Raw genomic sequence first — 19,236 nt, forward strand, 5'->3', positions numbered from 1 at the left:
ATATCAAAAGGTATTAATTGCTAAATCAATGATGTACTTTTAGCTAGGACAGTTGAGCGATTCAAATACTCACCCCTTCATTTCACGCAAGGATAATAAGAAAAGCATTATGAATTATAAACTCAGTAATTCAACCAAACCGATAGTTTCTAAATATTCCGCTAATAAAACTCTTACTTCTTGACCACTCCCTAAACGTAATACTTTATCTAATAAATGATTAAGATCGGCATAAGAAACGCGCCTTAATAAATAATTAATTCGCCCTAAACTACCTTGGTTCATACTAAGATTGGTATAGCCCATAGACACAAGCAATAATACTCCTATAGGTTCACCTGCTAATTCTCCACAAACACTCACGGGCAAATTATAGGTTTTACACTCTTCACGAACTTTTTTCAAAGCACTTAAAATCCCGGGATGGTAGCAATCGTACAATGTACTCACTCTAGGATTATTTCTATCTACAGCAAGTAAGTATTGTGTTAAATCATTAGAGCCTACAGAAATAAAATCCACTCTTCTTGCCACATCAGGTAACTGATATAACAATACGGGCACTTCAAGCATAATACCAATCTTTGGCTTCACAATATCCAGACCCATTTCTGTTCCGAGCTCAAAATAAGCTTGATCTAAATAGGCTATCGCTTGATCTATTTCATCGATGCAACAGACCATAGGTAATAAGATACTCAATTGATCACTACCTTCCCCTGCTTGCAACATCGCTTTTAATTGTACTAAGAATAATTCAGGGTGATCTAATGATAAACGTATCCCACGCCAGCCTAAAAATGGGTTCTCTTCATTGATTGGAAAATAAGAAAGGGGTTTATCTCCACCTACATCTAACGTTCTCATAATAACTGGCTTACCGGCTGATGCATCGAGTACTTGCTTATAAACCTTGATTTGTTCAGACTCACTCGGAAAACGATTTTGCAGCATAAAAGGAATTTCAGTACGATAAAGTCCCACTCCATCAGCTCCAGTCGCAATATCAGACTCTAAACTCGCCAATAAGCCTGCATTGAGCTGTAAGGTAATTCTTTCACCGTCAGTCGTAATCGTTGGCAAAGATAAGTCTTGTGTATAACGCTCCTGTAAGGCTTTCCCCATTGACATTAAACTTCTAAATTCCGTAATAACACTGGGGCGGGGAGACACTAATAACTGCCCACGACTGGCATTAAGGATCACTAATTTCTTATCAATATCAGCATTTAGAATGTCAGCGACACCAATCAATGCTGGAACGCCTAATGCACGGGATAAAATCGCAGCATGGGAGTTAATCCCCCCTAATTCTGTCACGATGCCAGCTAGTTTTTGTCTCGGAAACTCAGCAATTAAGGTGGCATTGGCTTCTTTTGCAATTAAAATGACAGGCGTATCAGGTTCAAATTCAATCCTTCCAGGTTCAACTAACTGCCTTAACACTCTTTGACCTAAATCACGAATATCACCCGCACGTTCTTTTAAATAGAGATCTTTCATCTCTGTAAATTGTTTAATGTAACGTAAGGACACTCGACATACCGCAGATTCTGCACTCCAACCTTGTCTAACTTCTTTAATATATTCACCACCCAAACTGGCACTATCGAGTAATAATAATAAAGCAGAAAAAATAGAAACAACTTCTTCATCTTTTTCTGAATCAAAGCGTTGTGAAAGAGTGGTGAGTAAATCTTTTGTTCGAGACATGGATAACTTTAAACGTGTCTCTTCTGAAGGCAAATCTCGACTTTTTACATCAGGAAAGGACAAGGAAATATGGCCACCTAACACAAGCGCATTCGCAATAGCGACGCCATTCGCAGCAATTTTTCCAGTATAATATTGTTGGCTAATATTATTGCTACTGCTGGCTTTATGTCTCAGCCCTCTTATCGCAACAGCCAGCTGAGCAGCAAGCGTCATTAAAAAAGCTTCTTCGCCTTCACTAAATTGTCTTGGCTCGATTTGTTGAATGACTATCACGCCTACAACCACTTTTTGATAAATGATTGGTGCGGCTAAAAATGCGCGATATTCTTCTTCGGCGATTTCAGGTAATAATTTAAAACGAGGATGTATATGTGCGTCAGCTAAATTAATGGGCTCCTCTCTTTGCGCAACGAGTCCAACTAAGCCTTGTGTTAAAGGCATATGCACTTTCCCAACAGCTTGTTTGTCTAAGCCATCAGTTGCAGAAAATTGTAATACATCTTGCTCCACTAAATACACAGAGCAAGATTCCGTTGCCATCACCGCTTTGGTCTGCGATACCAACAAGTCCAAAGCCGATTGCAGATCATTTGCCGCCGCAACGGCTTGTGTTATATCCCTGAGCGTTTTTAGCACTGGGCTTAAACTCCCTTAAGAAACGAACTACGACGCCGACCTTTTCTTTTATGACTTGATTCTTTCAATTGCAATGATAAAGCCGTCACAGCAAACTCCTTCATTACTTTTCTATACACATCACGCTTAAAAGAAACCACTTGACGTACGGGATACCAATAACTGACCCAACGCCAATCATCAAATTCAGGATGACCGCTAGCGTTCAGATTAATTGCGCTTTCATTACAAGTTAACTGTAATAAAAACCATTTCTGTTTTTGACCAATACAAACGGGTTTACTATCTTGTCTGATCAACCTCTTGGGTAATCGATAACGTAACCAAGAGCGTGTCGAAGTTAATAATTTCACATGCTCAGGTTTTAAGCCTACTTCCTCATATAGCTCTCTATACATAGCTTCTTCTATCGACTCACCCTCATCAACACCGCCTTGTGGAAATTGCCAGGAATGTTGCCCGTATCGACGAGCCCACATAACCTGCCCAAAACGATTACAGATAATGATGCCTACATTTGCCCGAAAGCCGTCACTATCAATCACATGGACTCCGAACTTATTCGCTATTTAATTACTCGATTGTTTCACAAACCAAGCCGTGCAGCAATCCATATGATGAATACAGACACTGGATAACATTCATTTCTCTAAGCATTTATCAACAAAAAAAAGAAAACAATGCAAGATATCCACAATTTCTGTGGATATCTCTGTTCGAAACTTTAAGTCAACAGCGTTAACCTGTATATACACACTCAATATTAATTTTAGCATAATCACCAAAATGATTTTAAATATATATAAAACAAATGCATAATATAAAAATATAACGGAATAGAACCGAAAAGTAATAAAAGACTATTTAATAACCATACCGCTAAAATTGTCATATCTATATCAATATACAAGCCGTATCTTTTAAATTAAGCATTGAAACAAGAAAAAAAAGCCCGTATTCTAAGATTAAACCTCATTGACAAAACTTCAATAATTGATTAGCGAAATGGATAAAATAACTTATCCAAAATTTCTGTGGATAAGTATGTGATCAACCCAATAAAATCTTATCTGTATTGTTTTTTTTTTAAATTAAAGACCTATTTATTTCTATCTTACAAATATAAAACAATAAGTTGCATGTAAACTAGCATAGCTTTGTTTCATCTCTAGTGCCCATGATTATTTTTCGCTCATCATGATATTTCAAACAGATTTAAACTGACACATGAAAACAATTCCTCAACCACCACAAAGCCTTTCAGAACTCATGGAGCGAGCAAATGCCATGGCAGGTTTAAGTTTAGGCCTACTGGCCCATTCACACAATATAAGAGTGCCAAAAAACCTCAAACGAGATAAAGGCTGGGTGGGACAACTCATTGAACATGAACTTGGCGCCATCGCGGGATCTAAACCAGAGCCTGATTTTATTGATCTCGGTATTGAACTTAAAACGATTCCCATTAATCACCAAGGTAAACCAATCGAAACCACTTATGTCACAGTTGCACCGTTACAAGATATTCAAGGGTTAACTTGGGAAAATAGTGTTGTTTATCATAAGTTAAAACAAGTATTATGGGTTCCTATTCAAGGTGAACGCCATATTCCCATCGCTGACAGACAAATCGGCACCCCTATTTTATGGCAGCCAAATGAAATAGAAATGCAGCAACTCAAGCAAGATTGGGAAGAGATAATGGAGTTAATAACCTTAGGTCAAGTGGAAAGCATTACCGCAAGACATGGTGAAGTATTGCAATTACGGCCTAAAGCCGCTAACAGTAAAATATTAACCCAATGCATTGGTGAAAAAGGGCTATTAACCTTAACCAATCCAAGGGGGTTTTACTTAAAAATCGCCTTCACTCATCAAATCCTCTCTCAACTTCTATAACGGTGTAATACACTTGATTTGATCAAGATCACAAATACTACTGGAAATGATGGGGCAATTATCTATAAACTAGCGCCTCCTGAACTTGTTGCACTAGGACATAATTAATACAGTGAAAGCCGCTATACAAGCAAAAAAACTGATTTTTGCCATTTTTGCTTGGACTATTGCAATGGCATCTTTTGTTTTTTTTCGCTACGCCCAAGCCCCTAATCTACCACAGTGGGCGATTGGATCAGCGGATCTAGCAACGCTTTCAATTTACATGGGGATCATTTTTGGCAGCTTACATTGGATGTCAAACCTCATAGCAGAAATTAGTGGTATACAGCGATTACCATATTTATGTTCAGTTATCTTTAAAGGGCTTTTCCTGCTACTTGGGGCTATCACCTTAGCCTATGTCACTCAATATTTAAATATGTGGGCTATTGAAAATCACATGACAACATTACGTCAGATGCTCACAGCCCATATTTTATACAGTCCCTCTTTTCAAGCCCTTATAGTCTATCTTGTTGTGGTACGTGTAAGCCTTGCATTTATTGAACAAATGGCTTTATTAGTCGGCCCACGTGTACTGATGAATATTGGTTTGGGTAAGTACCATAAACCACGCTATGAGCAACGATTATTTTTATATCTAGACATGACTTCATCTACCACGCATGCAGAATCTCTTGGAGATTATCAATTTAGCCGACTTATCCAAGATAGTTTTAGTTTACTTGCTGATCCTGTTAATAATAATGAAGCCGAGATCTACCGCTATGTTGGTGACGCTGTCATTATTCATTGGCCATTAAAAGATGGTATTATCAATGATCGATGCTTAAATATTTATCATGAATTTACGCAATCTCTTAACTGGCAACGGCATTACTTTATTGAACAATATGGCTTCGTCCCTCAATTTAAAGCCGCTGCACACTGTGGACAAGTTGTCGCCGCAGTGGTTGGAGTACATAAACAAGAAATTGGGTTTTTCAGCGATGTATTAAATACGCTCGCCAGACTGCAAGATCAATGTAACCCATTGAAACAAAAAATGTTGATATCGGGTGAACTTGCATCCCGTTTAAATTTATCACCTCATTATCAGCTTAATAATTTAGGCCCAATAAAACTCAAAGGTAAACAACACTCAATAACAGTTTTTGGTGTTAACCCTAAATAATCTCAACTTGTTTTCTTATATAGCTGACTCAAGTCAAACTAAATTAGCTCAGATCATTTTCCTGCTTGAGCAATTTTTGGATCTCTAATCCTAAATTTCTAAACGTTCTTAATCGACTTGATGTTTGACGCCATACTAAGCCTATATCCCGATATGGACTTTCTCCCGAAGGCAACATGCTGATCAGATCAGTATTATTCAAAATACCTGCATCTATTGCCATTTGAGGTAAGAAAGTCGTCCCGAGTTTACAATTCACCATTTGAACTAAGGTATGTAAACTCGTCGCGGAAAAAGGATTGATTTTTGTACTTTCTTCCAATTGACAAGCACTGATAGCATGGCCTGTTATGCAATGCTCAGCTTCTAATAAAAATATACTCTCATCCGGTAAAGTATGATAATCGATAGGTTCATGAATTTGAATGGATAAATCTTTATGTAATACCATCTTAAAAGGGTCAATGCCAACTTTCATGCTATGATAACCGCTGGTATCAACAGGCAGTGCAAGTAAAAGTAAATCTAACTCGCCTTTCCCTAAGGCGCTTAATAACCTATCAGTGGTTTCTTCCTTTAAAAACAAATTCAACTTTGGATACACTTTTGTACAATGTTGAACAACTCTGCTGAGTAAAAAAGGAGCAATCGTGGGTATACAACCAATGCGTAATTCTCCACTCATGGGCTCGCCTTGATGTTTGACTAACTCGACAAGTTCATCTACATCAGTCAAAATATCCCCAGCGCGATGAACCACCTCCTCACCAATAGCCGTAAAAATAAATGATTTATGATCTCGTTCAATTAACTGATGTCCCAATTGTTGTTCTAAATTCTGTATACCACTGGATAATGTTGATTGGCTCACATGACACAGCTTTGCTGCTCGATTAAAATTTTGTTCTTGATATAGGTTAACCAAATAAAATAAATTTTTTAAACTCGGGAGATGCTTCATAGATGCGCGGCCAAAAGAAATAATATGAAAGTCTAGCATACTCCATTCTCAAGGAGTATCTGGTTACTCCCTTCTTTATACAGGTAATACAACAAGTAAATTAGACATCAACAAAGTGTAATGCCAATAAAAAACCCACGATTGGCAAGTATAAAAAAGGCATAAAAAAACAGCTCATAATAAATGAACTGTTAATGTAGCTTATCAACTTAAGCTAATCTCGAATACAATGATCTTAGATTAGTTTAGTGATATCACGTCAAAATTAAATAAAGTTAACCTTGACGATAACGTTAAATATTATACCTTAGACTCAAGATATTCCTTTAACTTAGCAAGGTCACCTTGACTATGTGTCACAATCGCTTGCAACCAAGCAGTATGCCCCGTAGCCCAAGCGGTTTCTTCACCATGTTGAAGCTGCTGAGCATATTGTTGAATTCGTTTCAAACCAACTGATCCAGCAGCCCCCTTGAATTTATGCGCTTCAGAGCACAGAGTGGCTTTATCGTTTGCTTTATCCGCACTGACAAGATTACCGACATACTCTGGCATCAGTTGCTCAAACAAAACAACACTTTTTAATAAAGTCCCTGCACCAATGGCTTGGCAGTATTGCTCAAGTGTATTTAGATCTAAAATTGATTCTAATTCGGCTGTTGCCATATTTAGGCACCTCTCAAATATTGCCAAATGTATAAAAAGACTAACCTAACCCATAATACTCACTCTTGCTGCTTACGCAACATCTAGGTGCGCTTCATTGTTAAATCCTCTGATATATAACCATTGATTAACCAAATATCAATAAATTCACTAAAAAGTATTTCAAGAGAACATTATTATAACAAAAAACGAATACACGGATAATATCACTCAGTATCATTACCATCGCTTTAATTGACGCTTTCAATTTTCATGCATGAATGAATATAAAAATATTTGCGTGAGTTTAATTTCAACGTTATATCACCTCTTTATATATCAAAGAAACACCCCAATAAACAATAGCACAGAAAAATAATTAAACCGTCTCAACAATATTTTATCATCTTGCTTATCCTAATATTAATCGAAAATTATTAACCGATAAGCTGCTCTAGGGGGAAATTGTTCTTTGATAGTTAAATGATGTTCGAACTAAACGTGTTTTAATCAGGGCATAGTAAGTATAACCTGCTCTTCTAAGCCCTTTTTCTTTAATAAAGAAGTCTGCAACAATGAAATACGTTTAGTGAGTTTTGCTTTATCAAACAATGGTGGCAGTACTTGTGGTGCCTTTATTACTGCGTACTTGTTTATTGAAGTAGAATAACGACACAGCATAAGCTCTGTTTTGTGTAACCTCCATAAACTACTGAATAAATAATCACTAAAGATAAACAGTCTGGGAGTGACTTATCTTTCATAGTGAGATTATGCCCCAAATATGCCTGTTTTAATCTGGGATTAGTAATTCTAAGTCCCTTTTCTTTTAATAAAGAAGTCTGCAACAAAGACTAAAACATGGTTAGTAAATCCAGCTTTCTCAAGTAATGATGACAGTATTCATGTTGTTTTTTAAGCATAATGAGCTATTCATATACAACACGATTATCATTCCCCCTATGAATACAGCATGTCCCCATTCTTAAACATCAGATGAGGAAAATAGAGCAATGTTGAACCTAAGCTATAACACAAGATTAACTCTTCCTGTATAAAGTCTCCCCATGAACAGCTGCTGGGCCCTTCTAAAAATCAACATCTCTGAACATCGCCACTTTTACCCAAAGAGTAAAAAGTACATATGCTAAACCATAACAGCACAGGCAATTGAAATTAGATTTTAATGCATAAATAGTCAATTCAAAACACAAGTAGCCTTAACCTTTTAATAAAAAAAATATCTATCACTAAATTTTATTAAAATGTATGAATTTAGTTTATTAACATACCATGAAAGTTAAAATCCTTTTTATTCATAGCATTATACACATCAATCGGCAGTTTACGTTAAGGTAACGGCTTGCTTTTTGTAGAATAAACCCGCCTTAGTCCCCATCAACACTGACAATTTTTGATTTGACCTTTAGAGATTCTCGCGTTAGGTTGATTGGTTCGAGTGCATATATATGACAATAAAAAAGATGCACTTGAGCTGTATTTAAAGCGATTGAGGGAGTGTTTAAATGAGCTTATATCATCCAAGTTTTGAACGTGATAACTGTGGATTTGGACTCATCGCCCAAATGGACGGTGAAGCAAGTCATCGAATTGTTCGAACAGCTATTCATGGGCTAGATAGAATGAAACATCGGGGTGGGATCGCCGCCGATGGTAAAACCGGTGATGGTTGTGGTTTACTAATGCAATTACCGACCACTTTTTTTAAAGCTATTGCTTTAGAAAATGAATGGCATTTAAGTCGTAAATTTGCGGTCGGTATGTTATTTCTAAATCCAGACGAATCATTAGCCAACGCAGCTAAAATTTGTTTAACCAAAGAGTTAGAGAAAGAAACCTTAAGTGTTGCTGGTTGGAGACTCGTTCCCACCCATTCTGATGTATTGGGCCCAATAGGCAAAGCCTGCCAACCACAAATTTATCAAGTTTTAATTAACGCCCCTATCGGCTGGCGAGAAAAAGATTTGGAGCGACGTCTCTATATGGCACGTAGGCGTGTTGAACAACAGTTGGCTCATGATGATGAATTTTATATTGCTAGCCTCTCTGGCCAAGTCATCGTATACAAAGGCCTAATGATGCCTGCCGATCTACCGGCATTTTACTCCGATCTTGCCGATATACGATTACAAAGTTCAATTTGTTTATTCCACCAGCGATTTTCAACAAATACTTCACCTAAATGGCCACTGGCTCAACCATTTCGGTATTTAGCGCATAATGGCGAAATTAATACCATTACCGGCAACCGTCAATGGGCGCGCGCACGTGCCTATAAATTCAATGCTCCATTACTCGCCGACCTTCAACAAGCCGCCCCTTTTGTCAATGAAAAGGGATCCGATTCTTCTGCTTTAGATAATATGTTGGAAATGTTATTAGCCGGAGGAATGGATTTATATCGTGCTATGCGTCTGCTCATTCCTCCTGCATGGCAAAGTAATCCGGAAATGGATGATGAACTGAAAGCCTTTTACGATTTCAACTCTATGCATATGGAACCTTGGGATGGCCCCGCAGGTATCGTCATGTCCAATGGCCGTTATGCTGCCTGTGCTGTTGATAGAAATGGTTTAAGACCATCACGGTATGTTATTACAAAAGATCGTATACTCACTTTAGCCTCTGAAGTTGGTATTTGGGATTACTCCGCCGACGAAGTCACCGAAAAAGGACGCGTTGGCCCTGGAGAGTTATTAGTATTAGACACCTTAAACGGTAAATTATTTTCTTCTTTTGCCATTGATAATGATTTAAAAAGGCGGCATCCCTATAAAGCATGGATGGCTAAAAACAGTACCACCTTATTACCAGCAGAAAGCTTTGAGCTTAAACAGCAAGGCAATAATGAGTTTGACGCAGCAACACTGCTCCAATATCAAAAACTATTTGGCTATACTCGAGAAGAATTAGAACAAGTCATTTGGGTTCTCGCTCAAAAAGGCGAAGAAGCTACAGGTTCCATGGGTGACGACACTCCTATGGCTGTATTATCTAAACAGTCTCGAAGCCTTTATGATTATTTCAGACAAAAATTTGCCCAGGTCACCAATCCCCCAATTGATCCTTTAAGAGAAAAACATGTCATGTCTTTGGCCACTTGTGTCGGGCGTGAGCAAAACCTTTTTAATGAAACAACAGGACACGCCTATCGTGTCATGTTTAACTCACCTATTCTACTTTATACTGATTTGATGCAGCTTTTAGCATTAGATCAAGAATATTATCAAGCTGATACAATCTGTTTAAATTACCTTATAGAGGAAGGTTTAGAAGCCGCATTACATCGCGTTTGTGAGCAAGCCATACAATTAGCGCAAACTGGCACAACCTTATTAATTTTATCAGATAGAGCGACAGCAAAAGAAAAATACATTATTCCAGCAGCCATGGCTGTCGGTGCAGTTCAACAAGTATTAGTCAGCAACAACCTGCGATGTGACACAAATATCATCATTGAAACCGCTTCTGCTCGGGATCCTCATCATTTTGCTGTTTTGTTGGGTTTTGGTGCTACGGCCATTTATCCCTACTTTGCTTATGAATGTATTTCAAGCTTAGCAAAGCAGTTCCAAATAGATGATCATCGCTCATTGCTGTTTAATTTTAGACAAGGCATCAATAAAGGCCTTAGAAAGATCATGTCTAAAATGGGGATAAGTACCATAGGTTCCTATCGTTGCAGTCAACAATTTGAAGCCATCGGTCTCAGTGACGAAGTGATAAAGCTATGCTTTGATGGGGTGATCAGTCGCCTTCAAGGAGCTAACTTCAATTTGATTGAACAAGATCAAGCTATGTTACATCAAACAGCTTTTAGGCCTCACCTTTCACTTCCTCAAGGGGGCTTATTAAAGTTTGTTCAAGGTGGAGAATATCACTGCTTTAATCCTGATATTGTTAATACGTTGCAAGAAGCGCTAAAACATAACGATTATAAAATATATCAAAAATTTACTGAATTAGTTGATCGTAGACCGGTAGCCACACTGCGAGATCTCATCGCTATTGACTCACCACTGAAACCCATTCCTATCCAAGCAGTTGAAAAAGCGATCAAATTATTTCCACGTTTCGATAGTGCCGCTATGAGTATTGGGGCGCTGAGCCCAGAAGCGCATGAAGCATTAGCCGTTGCCATGAATCGACTGGGTGGCCGTTCCAATTCTGGAGAAGGAGGCGAAGATCCTCGACGTTTCAAATCTGAACGTAATTCCGCTATTAAACAAATCGCGTCAGGCCGCTTTGGTGTAACAGCCCATTACCTTGTTAATGCTGATGTCTTACAAATAAAAGTCGCCCAAGGTGCAAAACCCGGTGAAGGAGGACAATTACCCGGCCATAAAGTCAGTGCTGAAATTGCTGTTCTACGCCATGCAAAAGCAGGCGTTACCTTAATTTCACCGCCACCACACCATGACATTTATTCCATTGAAGATCTGGCTCAATTAATTTTTGATTTAAAACAAGTCAATCCTAACGCACTAGTTTCAGTAAAATTAGTCTCAGAGCCCGGCGTCGGTACCATAGCAACAGGTGTCGCTAAGGCTTATGCGGATATGATCACTATTTCTGGTTACGATGGCGGTACTGGAGCTAGCCCCATTACCTCAGTTAAATATGCTGGTAGCCCTTGGGAGTTGGGCTTAGCTGAAGTACATCAAGCATTAGTGAAAAATGGATTAAGACATAAAATTCGTCTACAAGTTGATGGTGGCTTAAAAACGGCAAAAGATGTGATAAAGGCAGCCTTGCTCGGCGCTGAGAGTTTTGGTTTTGGCACTGTTCCCATGATAGCTCTAGGCTGCAAATACTTAAGAATTTGCCATTTGAATAATTGCGCAACGGGTGTTGCAACACAAAACAAAACATTACGCGATAATCACTATCATGGCCTGCCAGAAAGAGTGATCACTTACTTCGAGTTTATGGCGCAAGAAATTCGTGAGTATATGGCCAAGCTTGGTGTCAATCATTTTGAAGATTTAGTCGGCCACAGTGAATGGCTAACTACAATGGAAGGGCAGACGGACAAACAAGCACAACTGGATTTAAGCCCCATTTTATATACGCCACCTCTGCCTCAAGACTCAGCGCTCACTTGGAAAGAAAATAATCAATCCATCGATCAAGGACAGCTTAACCAAACACTCTTGAGCCAATGTCAAGCAGCCATTGATGCTCAGCAACCCCATAGCCTGAATCTGCCCATCAATAATACTGATCGTGCAATCGGTGCCAGTTTAGCAGGATATGTTGCCAACCAATACGGTAATGCTGGACTGACCTCACCAATCTCATTAACGTTTAATGGCAGCGCTGGACAAAGTTTTGCGGTATGGAATGTAAAAGGTATCCACCTTAAACTCACAGGCGATGCTAATGATTATGTCGCTAAAGGAATGTCTGGGGGTAAAGTGACCATACATCCACCATTGGGCAGCTCTTTTAAGACTGAACGTTCCTCTATTATAGGGAATACCTGTTTATATGGCGCAACAGGCGGTAAATTATTCGCTGCAGGTAAAGCTGGGGAACGATTTGCGGTCAGAAATTCAGGAGCAATCGCCGTTGTTGAAGGCGTAGGTGATAATGGCTGTGAATACATGACGGGTGGCATAGTGTTAGTTCTTGGCAGAACAGGGGTTAATTTTGGGGCTGGCATGACGGGTGGATTTGCCTATATTTTTGATCAATATGGGCACTTTAATCGTCGCGTAAATCCAGAAATGGTTGATACACAAAAACTCAAGCTTCCCCTTCAACAGCAACACCTACAGGCATTAATTGAAGAACACGTTTCTGAGACAGGCAGTGAACATGCCAAGATGATCTTAACTGATTTTGAAAATTGGCTTGATTGCTTTGTGTTGGTCAAACCCAAAAATGTCAAGGTCGAGGATCTCCTCAAATTAGAACAAACTGAACCTGCACTCGCAGTCAGAGCGGGGTAAATAACCATGAGCAATGATTTTCAATTTATTGATGTTGGTAGGCAAGATCCTAATAAAGTTGACCTAAAAACACGAAAAATACAATTTGTTGAGATATATCAACCTTTTGAAAAAGAAGAGGTCAATCAACAAGCCGATCGTTGTCTAGATTGCGGCAATCCATATTGTGAATGGAAATGCCCATTGCACAATTACATCCCCAACTGGCTTAATTTGGCCAAGCAAGGTCGTATCATGGAAGCCGCTACTTTGGTTCATGAAACCAATACATTACCGGAAATATGCGGTCGAGTATGTCCGCAAGATAGGTTGTGTGAAGGGGCATGTACCATTAATGATGATTTTGAAGCGGTAACCATAGGCAACATTGAAAAATACATCACCGATACCGCGATTGCTCAAGGTTGGCGCCCAGATCTCAGCCAAGTCCAGCCTCGTTCAGAACGAGTCGCGATTATCGGTGCTGGTCCCGCAGGATTAGGGTGCGCTGACATTCTTAGCAGAAACGGGATTAATGTCGTTGTTTACGATAAAAACCCTCAAATAGGGGGATTACTCACTTATGGGATCCCAGCCTTTAAGCTCGAAAAATCCGTGATGGCCACTCGAAGAGCTGTGATGGAAGACATGGGCATTCAATTTAAACTGGGGATCACAATTGGCGATGATATGAGCTTTGAATCCCTACTCTCAGACTACGATGCCATTTTTTTGGGAATGGGCACCTATACTGCGATGAAAGCAGGCATTGAAGGTGAAAATGCACAAGGAGTCTACCAAGCCCTACCCTATTTAATTGGTAATACTCACCATATAATGAATACTCAGCAAACAGATGCACCTTATCTGAATTTGAAGAATAAACGTGTCATTGTGCTCGGCGGAGGTGATACTGCCATGGATTGTGTCCGCACAGCCATTCGACAACAAGCTCAATCGGTCAGCTGTTTATATCGACGAGATGAAGTCAATATGCCGGGTTCTCGAAAAGAAGTTCAAAATGCTAAAGAAGAAGGTGTAAAATTCCTTTTTAACCAACAACCAATAGCAATTAAAACACAAAATGAACAGGTCGTGGGTATTGAATGTATTGCTACTGAAATGGCCAACAGCGATGCAAGTGGTCGCCAAGCCGCTATCCCAATTCCTAATAGCGAACACATTTTAGAGGCAGACGCTATTATCATCGCTTTTGGTTTTCAACCCAATCCAGCACCTTGGTTTGACCAACATCATATCGATATTGATCATCAAGGTCGAGTCAGGGCGCCTCAACAAGCCGACAACCCTTTTCAAACCAGTAATCCAAAAGTGTTTGCCGGTGGCGATATGGTGAGGGGGTCAGACTTGGTTGTTACAGCCATTGCCGAAGGTCGAGAGGCAGCACTTGGGATCCTAAACTATTTGTCGTAATAAAGCACCACAAGAGTCTCTTTGTCTCTGAAGGATTAAGAGACTCTATATTAATCATTTTAATATCTTATCTATTAACGCTTCCACACTTATACCTTTGTATCTCTTTCTTGTGAGCACACAACGCTAACTTAACACCAATTAGCTTCGGCATTATGCTATATTAGCAACATATATATCATTCAAACAAATAAGGTTATTTCATGAAAGTCGGTATTATCGGTGCAATGGAACCAGAAGTTGCTCACCTCATTGAGTCCATGACCGCTAAAACAGCACAAACAATTGCAGGTATCGAATTTGTATCAGGCCAATTAGCGAATAAAAATGTGATTGTCACTCGTTCAGGGATCGGAAAAGTGGCTGCGAGTATGGCCACGACGCTTTTAATTGAAAAATATTCACCAGATGCCATTATTAATACAGGCTCTGCGGGTGGATTTTTACCTGAGCTTAATATCGGTGATATTGTCATCGCATCTGAAGTACGTCATCATGATGTCGATGTTACCGCTTTTGGATATGAAATAGGGCAAATGGCACAACAACCCGCTGCTTTTACCTGTGACAATCAATTAGTTGAAGCGGCTAAAAATGCCATCACACATATAGGCGAAGTCAAAGCGATTGAAGGTCTAATATGTACAGGAGACAGTTTTATATGCGATCCTATTCGCACCAAACAAATGTTGGCACATTTTCCAACTATGGCGGCCTGTGAAATGGAAGGCGCTGCCATTGCACAAGTTTGTCACCAATTTGGATTACCTTTTGTTGTGATCCGTTCGCTATCTGATAATGCCAATAACGATTCTCCGGTTGATTTTGATACTTACCTTGTTAAAGCTGGCCACCATTCAGCCTTAATGGTGATGGCACTGCTAAAGACCTTATCATTCTGATGAATTTTGATATTATCACTCCAGAGCTCATTTCCTCCTTACATATTAATAGAGGTATATATCAAGGAGCGATAATATTAATTATCTCACTTTTACTGGCTAGAATTGCGCCTCTACCAAGAAATATGCAGCCTATTGTTTGGTTTGGGCTGCTTGCCAAAAAGCTCTATAAATACGTCTATCGCAATCATCACAGCCCTTTTAAACAGGCTATTACTGGCATAGTATCCAGTTTAACCTTGTTACTTCCCTTTTCTGGTTTAGCGTTCTTTTTAACACATAGTATTGGCTTTCCTTGGATTTTAGAATTTATTATTCTTTATATTTGTCTCAATGATGCCAATTTTAAACTCGTTGCTGAGGAGGTCTGCGTTTCTATTGCCCAGCAAGATAAACTCAGAGCAAGAGCTTTGCTTCACCCATGGCTAACTCGAAACACTTTCGTATTGTCTTTTAGTTGTCTGAGTAAAGCGACCATAGAAAAATTAATTACTGCACCCGTTTATGGTGTCGTCGGTACCATTGTCTTCTACAGCTTAGGCGGCGCACCATTGGTATTACTTGCCAGAATGATCAAACAACTTGAACTATCCTGGCCCTGCTTTAATCCCAAATACCAATACTTTGGACGCTCTAGCTACTTGATCAGTAATATTTTCTTTTTTATTCCAACTTTATTGTGGAGCTTTAGCCTTGCAATACAAGGTGGGCCCCAAAGCTTGTTGACTTTTATTAGGCCTAGAGTAAAAGGTGTTCCACGGGGCTATATCTATGTCTGTGAAATTGGTGCGAGAGTCCTCAATATCGAACTTAGTGGCCCAATGACTTTTGGTCACAACTGTATTGCGTTACCTAAAATAAAATATGGGCCTGTTCCCGATCACCATGATATCAAAAAAGCTATCTTACTCACATCAACTGCATTTACTTTTTGGATATTAAGCTTATTCATCATTCCCGGACTTTGGGCATTACTTCACTATTTACAATAGCTGATGAAAAATACCCATAAACAAAAGTATTAATTTATTTTGAACATCTCTTAGGGACTTGATATTATTAACAGCACTCATTTGCAGCCATCAATAGTGTTAATATGGCCCTCGGTAATACTCAAATTTCGTTAACAACGCCGGCACTTTTATTTCCAGCAATTTCCTTATTACTTCTTGCTTATACAAATCGTTTCTTTGCGTTAGCTGCACTCATTCGCACACTCAGCAGTGAAGGGACGCCTGTGAACGGTAAGCAATTAAAAAATTTACATCGCCGTATTAGTATTATCAGAAGAATGCAAGAAGCTGGCGTACTCAGTTTTGCTTTTTGTGTATTATGCATGATTTTTATTTATACAGGATTAAACCATATTGGCTCAATTATTTTTGGGTGCAGCTTATTATTACTTTTATATTCATTATTGTTATCGGTCATTGAAATTCGCATTTCGGTTGACGCCCTTAACATCCACCTAAAAGAATTAAACAAATAAGCAACAAAAAATCACTTTATAAAAACAAAATAAGAAATTTCAACATGAAACTGAGCCTCATCTCTATTTTAATACTGCTTCTTTTCACAAATTTATCAGCCAAAGCAAGTAACGGCACCATGCCAGCTGAACAAGCAATGGCGGTTGATTATATGGATGCGCTAACACACCAAAAATTTAAAAAGTTAACTCATTATTATAACCGAGATAGTATTTTCTTCGATAAAACTGCCAATCGAAAATACATAGGTAGAGACAATATCCTTTATTTTTTAAAACGAGTGCAACAAGGGGTATTGGAATATAAATTTACAATTGATCATATGTTTAATTCTGGATCTTTAGTTGTACTAATTGGAAACTATTATTATAAAGGGCCAGGCGATCTATTTGGTAAACCAGGTAAAATCATTGATTTAGCCATTCCCAGTGTCACAATGCTCACATTAGATATGAATAAGCGAAGAGTAAAAGAGCACCAAGATTTACTGGATTATCAAACGATGTCCGATCAGCTCGCCATCCAATAAAAATAGGGGAAATTGTATATGGATCTCAGTATATCATCGGGTTTTACACATATTAATGAAACGCTATTAACCTTAATCGGTCAAACAATGGTAAAGTAGTACTGATATCAGGCTCTAGTCTAGGTTATATGATGAAAAAATATTTACACAGGCTCATTCCAAGTACATTGATATTAATGTTCAGTAATATGTCTATCGCCTTTGAAGAGCCGGTCATCGCTTCCTACGCACTGCAACCCATCGAAAGATTTAATCAAAATCTTGCTGATGCTCAATTACAACAATTGAGTTGGAGTTTTCACCCCCAAAATATATCTGCCGAGTATACTGGGCATGAGTTTGTTTTACTCAAAGTGAAGCAAACCAATGAAAAAATCATTACCTATAATGTGCACCAAGATAAAGATCAAAACCAAACCTTGTTACTTATTTTAACACTTAACCAAAATGGGCAATATTGGCGATTAGAAGAGGCTCAATTGTCATGGCAATGTCAAAACCGAGATGATCGGCATTTCAACACTAAACCTTGCTCATTAAGCCCCACTGTAAACAATTGGTGGTAATAGATAACGAATTTACTTTAAGGTGATCCTAGCAAACTTACGTTTTCCAACTTGAAAAACGCCCGTCATTTCAGTGGTAAACTGTAGGCGAGTATCATCGACTTTTACACTATCCAATTTAACCGCACCTTGCTTTATCATCCGCATGGCATCAGACGTTGAACTCACAAGGCCCGCTTCCTTCAATAAATTTGCAATGCCCACTCCGTCACCCACTTCCATTTCCAGTTCGGGAATATCATCAGGAATAGCGCCTTTTTGAAAACGTTGAATAAAGGCTTGATGAGCCGCCTCAGCAGCACTGTCGTTATGGAAACGAGCAATAATTTCTTTCGCCAAAGAAATTTTTACATCTCTAGGGTTCTTACCTTGCTCAACATCTTGTTTTAACTGCTCAATATCTGTAAGAGGACGGAACGATAATAATTCAAAATAACGCCACATCAGCTCATCACTTATGGACATGATTTTCCCGAACATCTCTTCTGCAGGATCATTGACACCAATATAGTTATTGGCAGACTTAGACATTTTCTTTACACCATCGAGCCCTTCAAGTAACGGCATCATAATGACGGTTTGCGGCTTTTGCCCATCAGATTTTTGTAATTCACGTCCCATTAATAGATTAAACTTTTGATCTGTCCCGCCTAACTCCACATCTGCTTTTAATGCAACAGAATCATAACCTTGTAAAAGTGGATACATAAATTCATGAATGGCAATAGATTGACCTGAGCCATATCGTTTTTTGAAGTCATCTCGCTCCATCATGCGTGCAACAGTTTGCTGTGACGCAAGACGGATCATCCCTGCAGCGCCCAAAGGCTCTAACCAATCGGAATTAAATTCAATCCGTGTTTTATCCGCATCCAATATTTTATAAACTTGTTCGATATAAGTCTGAGCATTGGCTTTTACTTGTTCACGAGTGAGCGCAGGTCGGGTACTATTTTTACCACTAGGATCCCCAACCATACCTGTAAAATCACCAATCAAAAAGATGACTTCATGCCCTAAATCTTGGAAAGTTCTGAGTTTATTTAATATCACGGTATGACCAAGATGAATATCTGGCGCAGTAGGATCACAACCGAGTTTAATTCTTAATGGGCGATCTTCTTTTAACTTTTCCAACAGATCGGCTTCAAGCAATACTTCTTCAGTACCGCGTTTAATCTCTGCTAATGCATGTGCTATATCAGCCATTTCGGCAATTACTCTAATGATAAATATATTATTGATACATGTTACTTGTTAGCCAGCATAATTGAAAGAGTGTAAACTAAGGGAATAAGATAGTAGGGATAGAATTAGGTTTAGTCTC

14 protein-coding genes are annotated in these 19,236 nt (G+C 38.8%); 9 read left to right on the top strand and 5 right to left on the bottom strand.

Going from position 1 to position 19,236, the window contains the following annotated elements; all coding sequences use genetic code 11:
* Positions 1-114: 114 nt before the first annotated feature.
* Complete coding sequence (gene ptsP / locus Q0976_RS06720; protein ID WP_299492301.1) at positions 115-2,352, bottom strand: phosphoenolpyruvate--protein phosphotransferase; 2,238 nt, start codon at positions 2,350-2,352, stop codon at positions 115-117.
* Positions 2,353-2,357: 5 nt separating this feature from the next.
* Positions 2,358-2,897, bottom strand: a complete 540-nt coding sequence (gene rppH, locus Q0976_RS06725; protein ID WP_299492302.1) for an RNA pyrophosphohydrolase — start codon at positions 2,895-2,897, stop codon at positions 2,358-2,360.
* Between the two features lie 682 nt (positions 2,898-3,579).
* Between rppH and mutH the strand changes: the two genes are divergently transcribed.
* Positions 3,580-4,251 (top strand): DNA mismatch repair endonuclease MutH, encoded by a 672-nt coding sequence (gene mutH, locus Q0976_RS06730; RefSeq protein WP_299492304.1) that lies wholly within the window; start codon positions 3,580-3,582, stop codon positions 4,249-4,251.
* Positions 4,252-4,363: 112 nt separating this feature from the next.
* Positions 4,364-5,428 (top strand): adenylate/guanylate cyclase domain-containing protein, encoded by a 1,065-nt coding sequence (locus Q0976_RS06735; protein WP_299492306.1) that lies wholly within the window; start codon positions 4,364-4,366, stop codon positions 5,426-5,428.
* Between the two features lie 43 nt (positions 5,429-5,471).
* On the opposite strand, the gene oxyR is transcribed toward Q0976_RS06735, so the two are convergent.
* Both oxyR and Q0976_RS06745 read right to left on the bottom strand, forming a co-directional pair.
* Positions 5,472-6,389 (bottom strand): hydrogen peroxide-inducible genes transcriptional activator OxyR, encoded by a 918-nt coding sequence (gene oxyR / locus Q0976_RS06740; protein ID WP_299492509.1) that lies wholly within the window; start codon positions 6,387-6,389, stop codon positions 5,472-5,474.
* A gap of 300 nt (positions 6,390-6,689) precedes the next feature.
* Positions 6,690-7,055 carry an Hpt domain-containing protein gene (locus tag Q0976_RS06745; protein WP_299492308.1) on the bottom strand — a complete coding sequence of 122 codons (366 nt, stop codon included), beginning with the start codon at positions 7,053-7,055 and terminating at the stop codon, positions 6,690-6,692.
* Between the two features lie 1,505 nt (positions 7,056-8,560).
* Between Q0976_RS06745 and gltB the strand changes: the two genes are divergently transcribed.
* From gltB to Q0976_RS06780, 7 genes are all read left to right on the top strand, one after another.
* A complete protein-coding gene (gene gltB, locus Q0976_RS06750; protein WP_299492310.1) occupies positions 8,561-13,009 on the top strand; it encodes a glutamate synthase large subunit in 4,449 nt (1,482 codons plus the stop codon).
* 6 nt (positions 13,010-13,015) lie between these two features.
* Complete coding sequence (locus Q0976_RS06755; protein WP_299492312.1) at positions 13,016-14,422, top strand: FAD-dependent oxidoreductase; 1,407 nt, start codon at positions 13,016-13,018, stop codon at positions 14,420-14,422.
* Positions 14,423-14,625: 203 nt separating this feature from the next.
* Positions 14,626-15,324: a 5'-methylthioadenosine/adenosylhomocysteine nucleosidase gene (locus Q0976_RS06760; protein ID WP_299492314.1), complete on the top strand. Its 699-nt coding sequence runs from the start codon at positions 14,626-14,628 to the stop codon at positions 15,322-15,324.
* Positions 15,324-16,316 (top strand): cobalamin biosynthesis protein, encoded by a 993-nt coding sequence (locus Q0976_RS06765; protein ID WP_299492315.1) that lies wholly within the window; start codon positions 15,324-15,326, stop codon positions 16,314-16,316. The genes Q0976_RS06760 and Q0976_RS06765 overlap by 1 nt, the downstream gene beginning before the upstream one ends.
* A gap of 104 nt (positions 16,317-16,420) precedes the next feature.
* Entirely contained in the window at positions 16,421-16,813 is a 393-nt protein-coding gene (locus Q0976_RS06770; RefSeq protein ID WP_299492317.1) for a DUF2721 domain-containing protein, read from the top strand.
* Between the two features lie 44 nt (positions 16,814-16,857).
* Positions 16,858-17,343, top strand: a complete 486-nt coding sequence (locus Q0976_RS06775; protein WP_299492319.1) for a nuclear transport factor 2 family protein — start codon at positions 16,858-16,860, stop codon at positions 17,341-17,343.
* Positions 17,344-17,471: 128 nt separating this feature from the next.
* On the top strand, positions 17,472-17,909 hold the full coding sequence (locus Q0976_RS06780) for a hypothetical protein (protein WP_299492321.1): 438 nt from the start codon (positions 17,472-17,474) through the stop codon (positions 17,907-17,909).
* Positions 17,910-17,921: 12 nt separating this feature from the next.
* Here Q0976_RS06780 and tyrS read toward each other — a convergent pair whose 3' ends face one another.
* Positions 17,922-19,118, bottom strand: coding sequence for a tyrosine--tRNA ligase (gene tyrS, locus Q0976_RS06785; protein WP_299492323.1), 1,197 nt, complete (start codon positions 19,116-19,118; stop codon positions 17,922-17,924).
* Between the last annotated feature and the right edge of the window lie 118 nt (positions 19,119-19,236).

This window comes from uncultured Shewanella sp. (assembly GCF_947501665.1).
Taxonomy (GTDB): Bacteria; Pseudomonadota; Gammaproteobacteria; order Enterobacterales; family Shewanellaceae; genus Shewanella.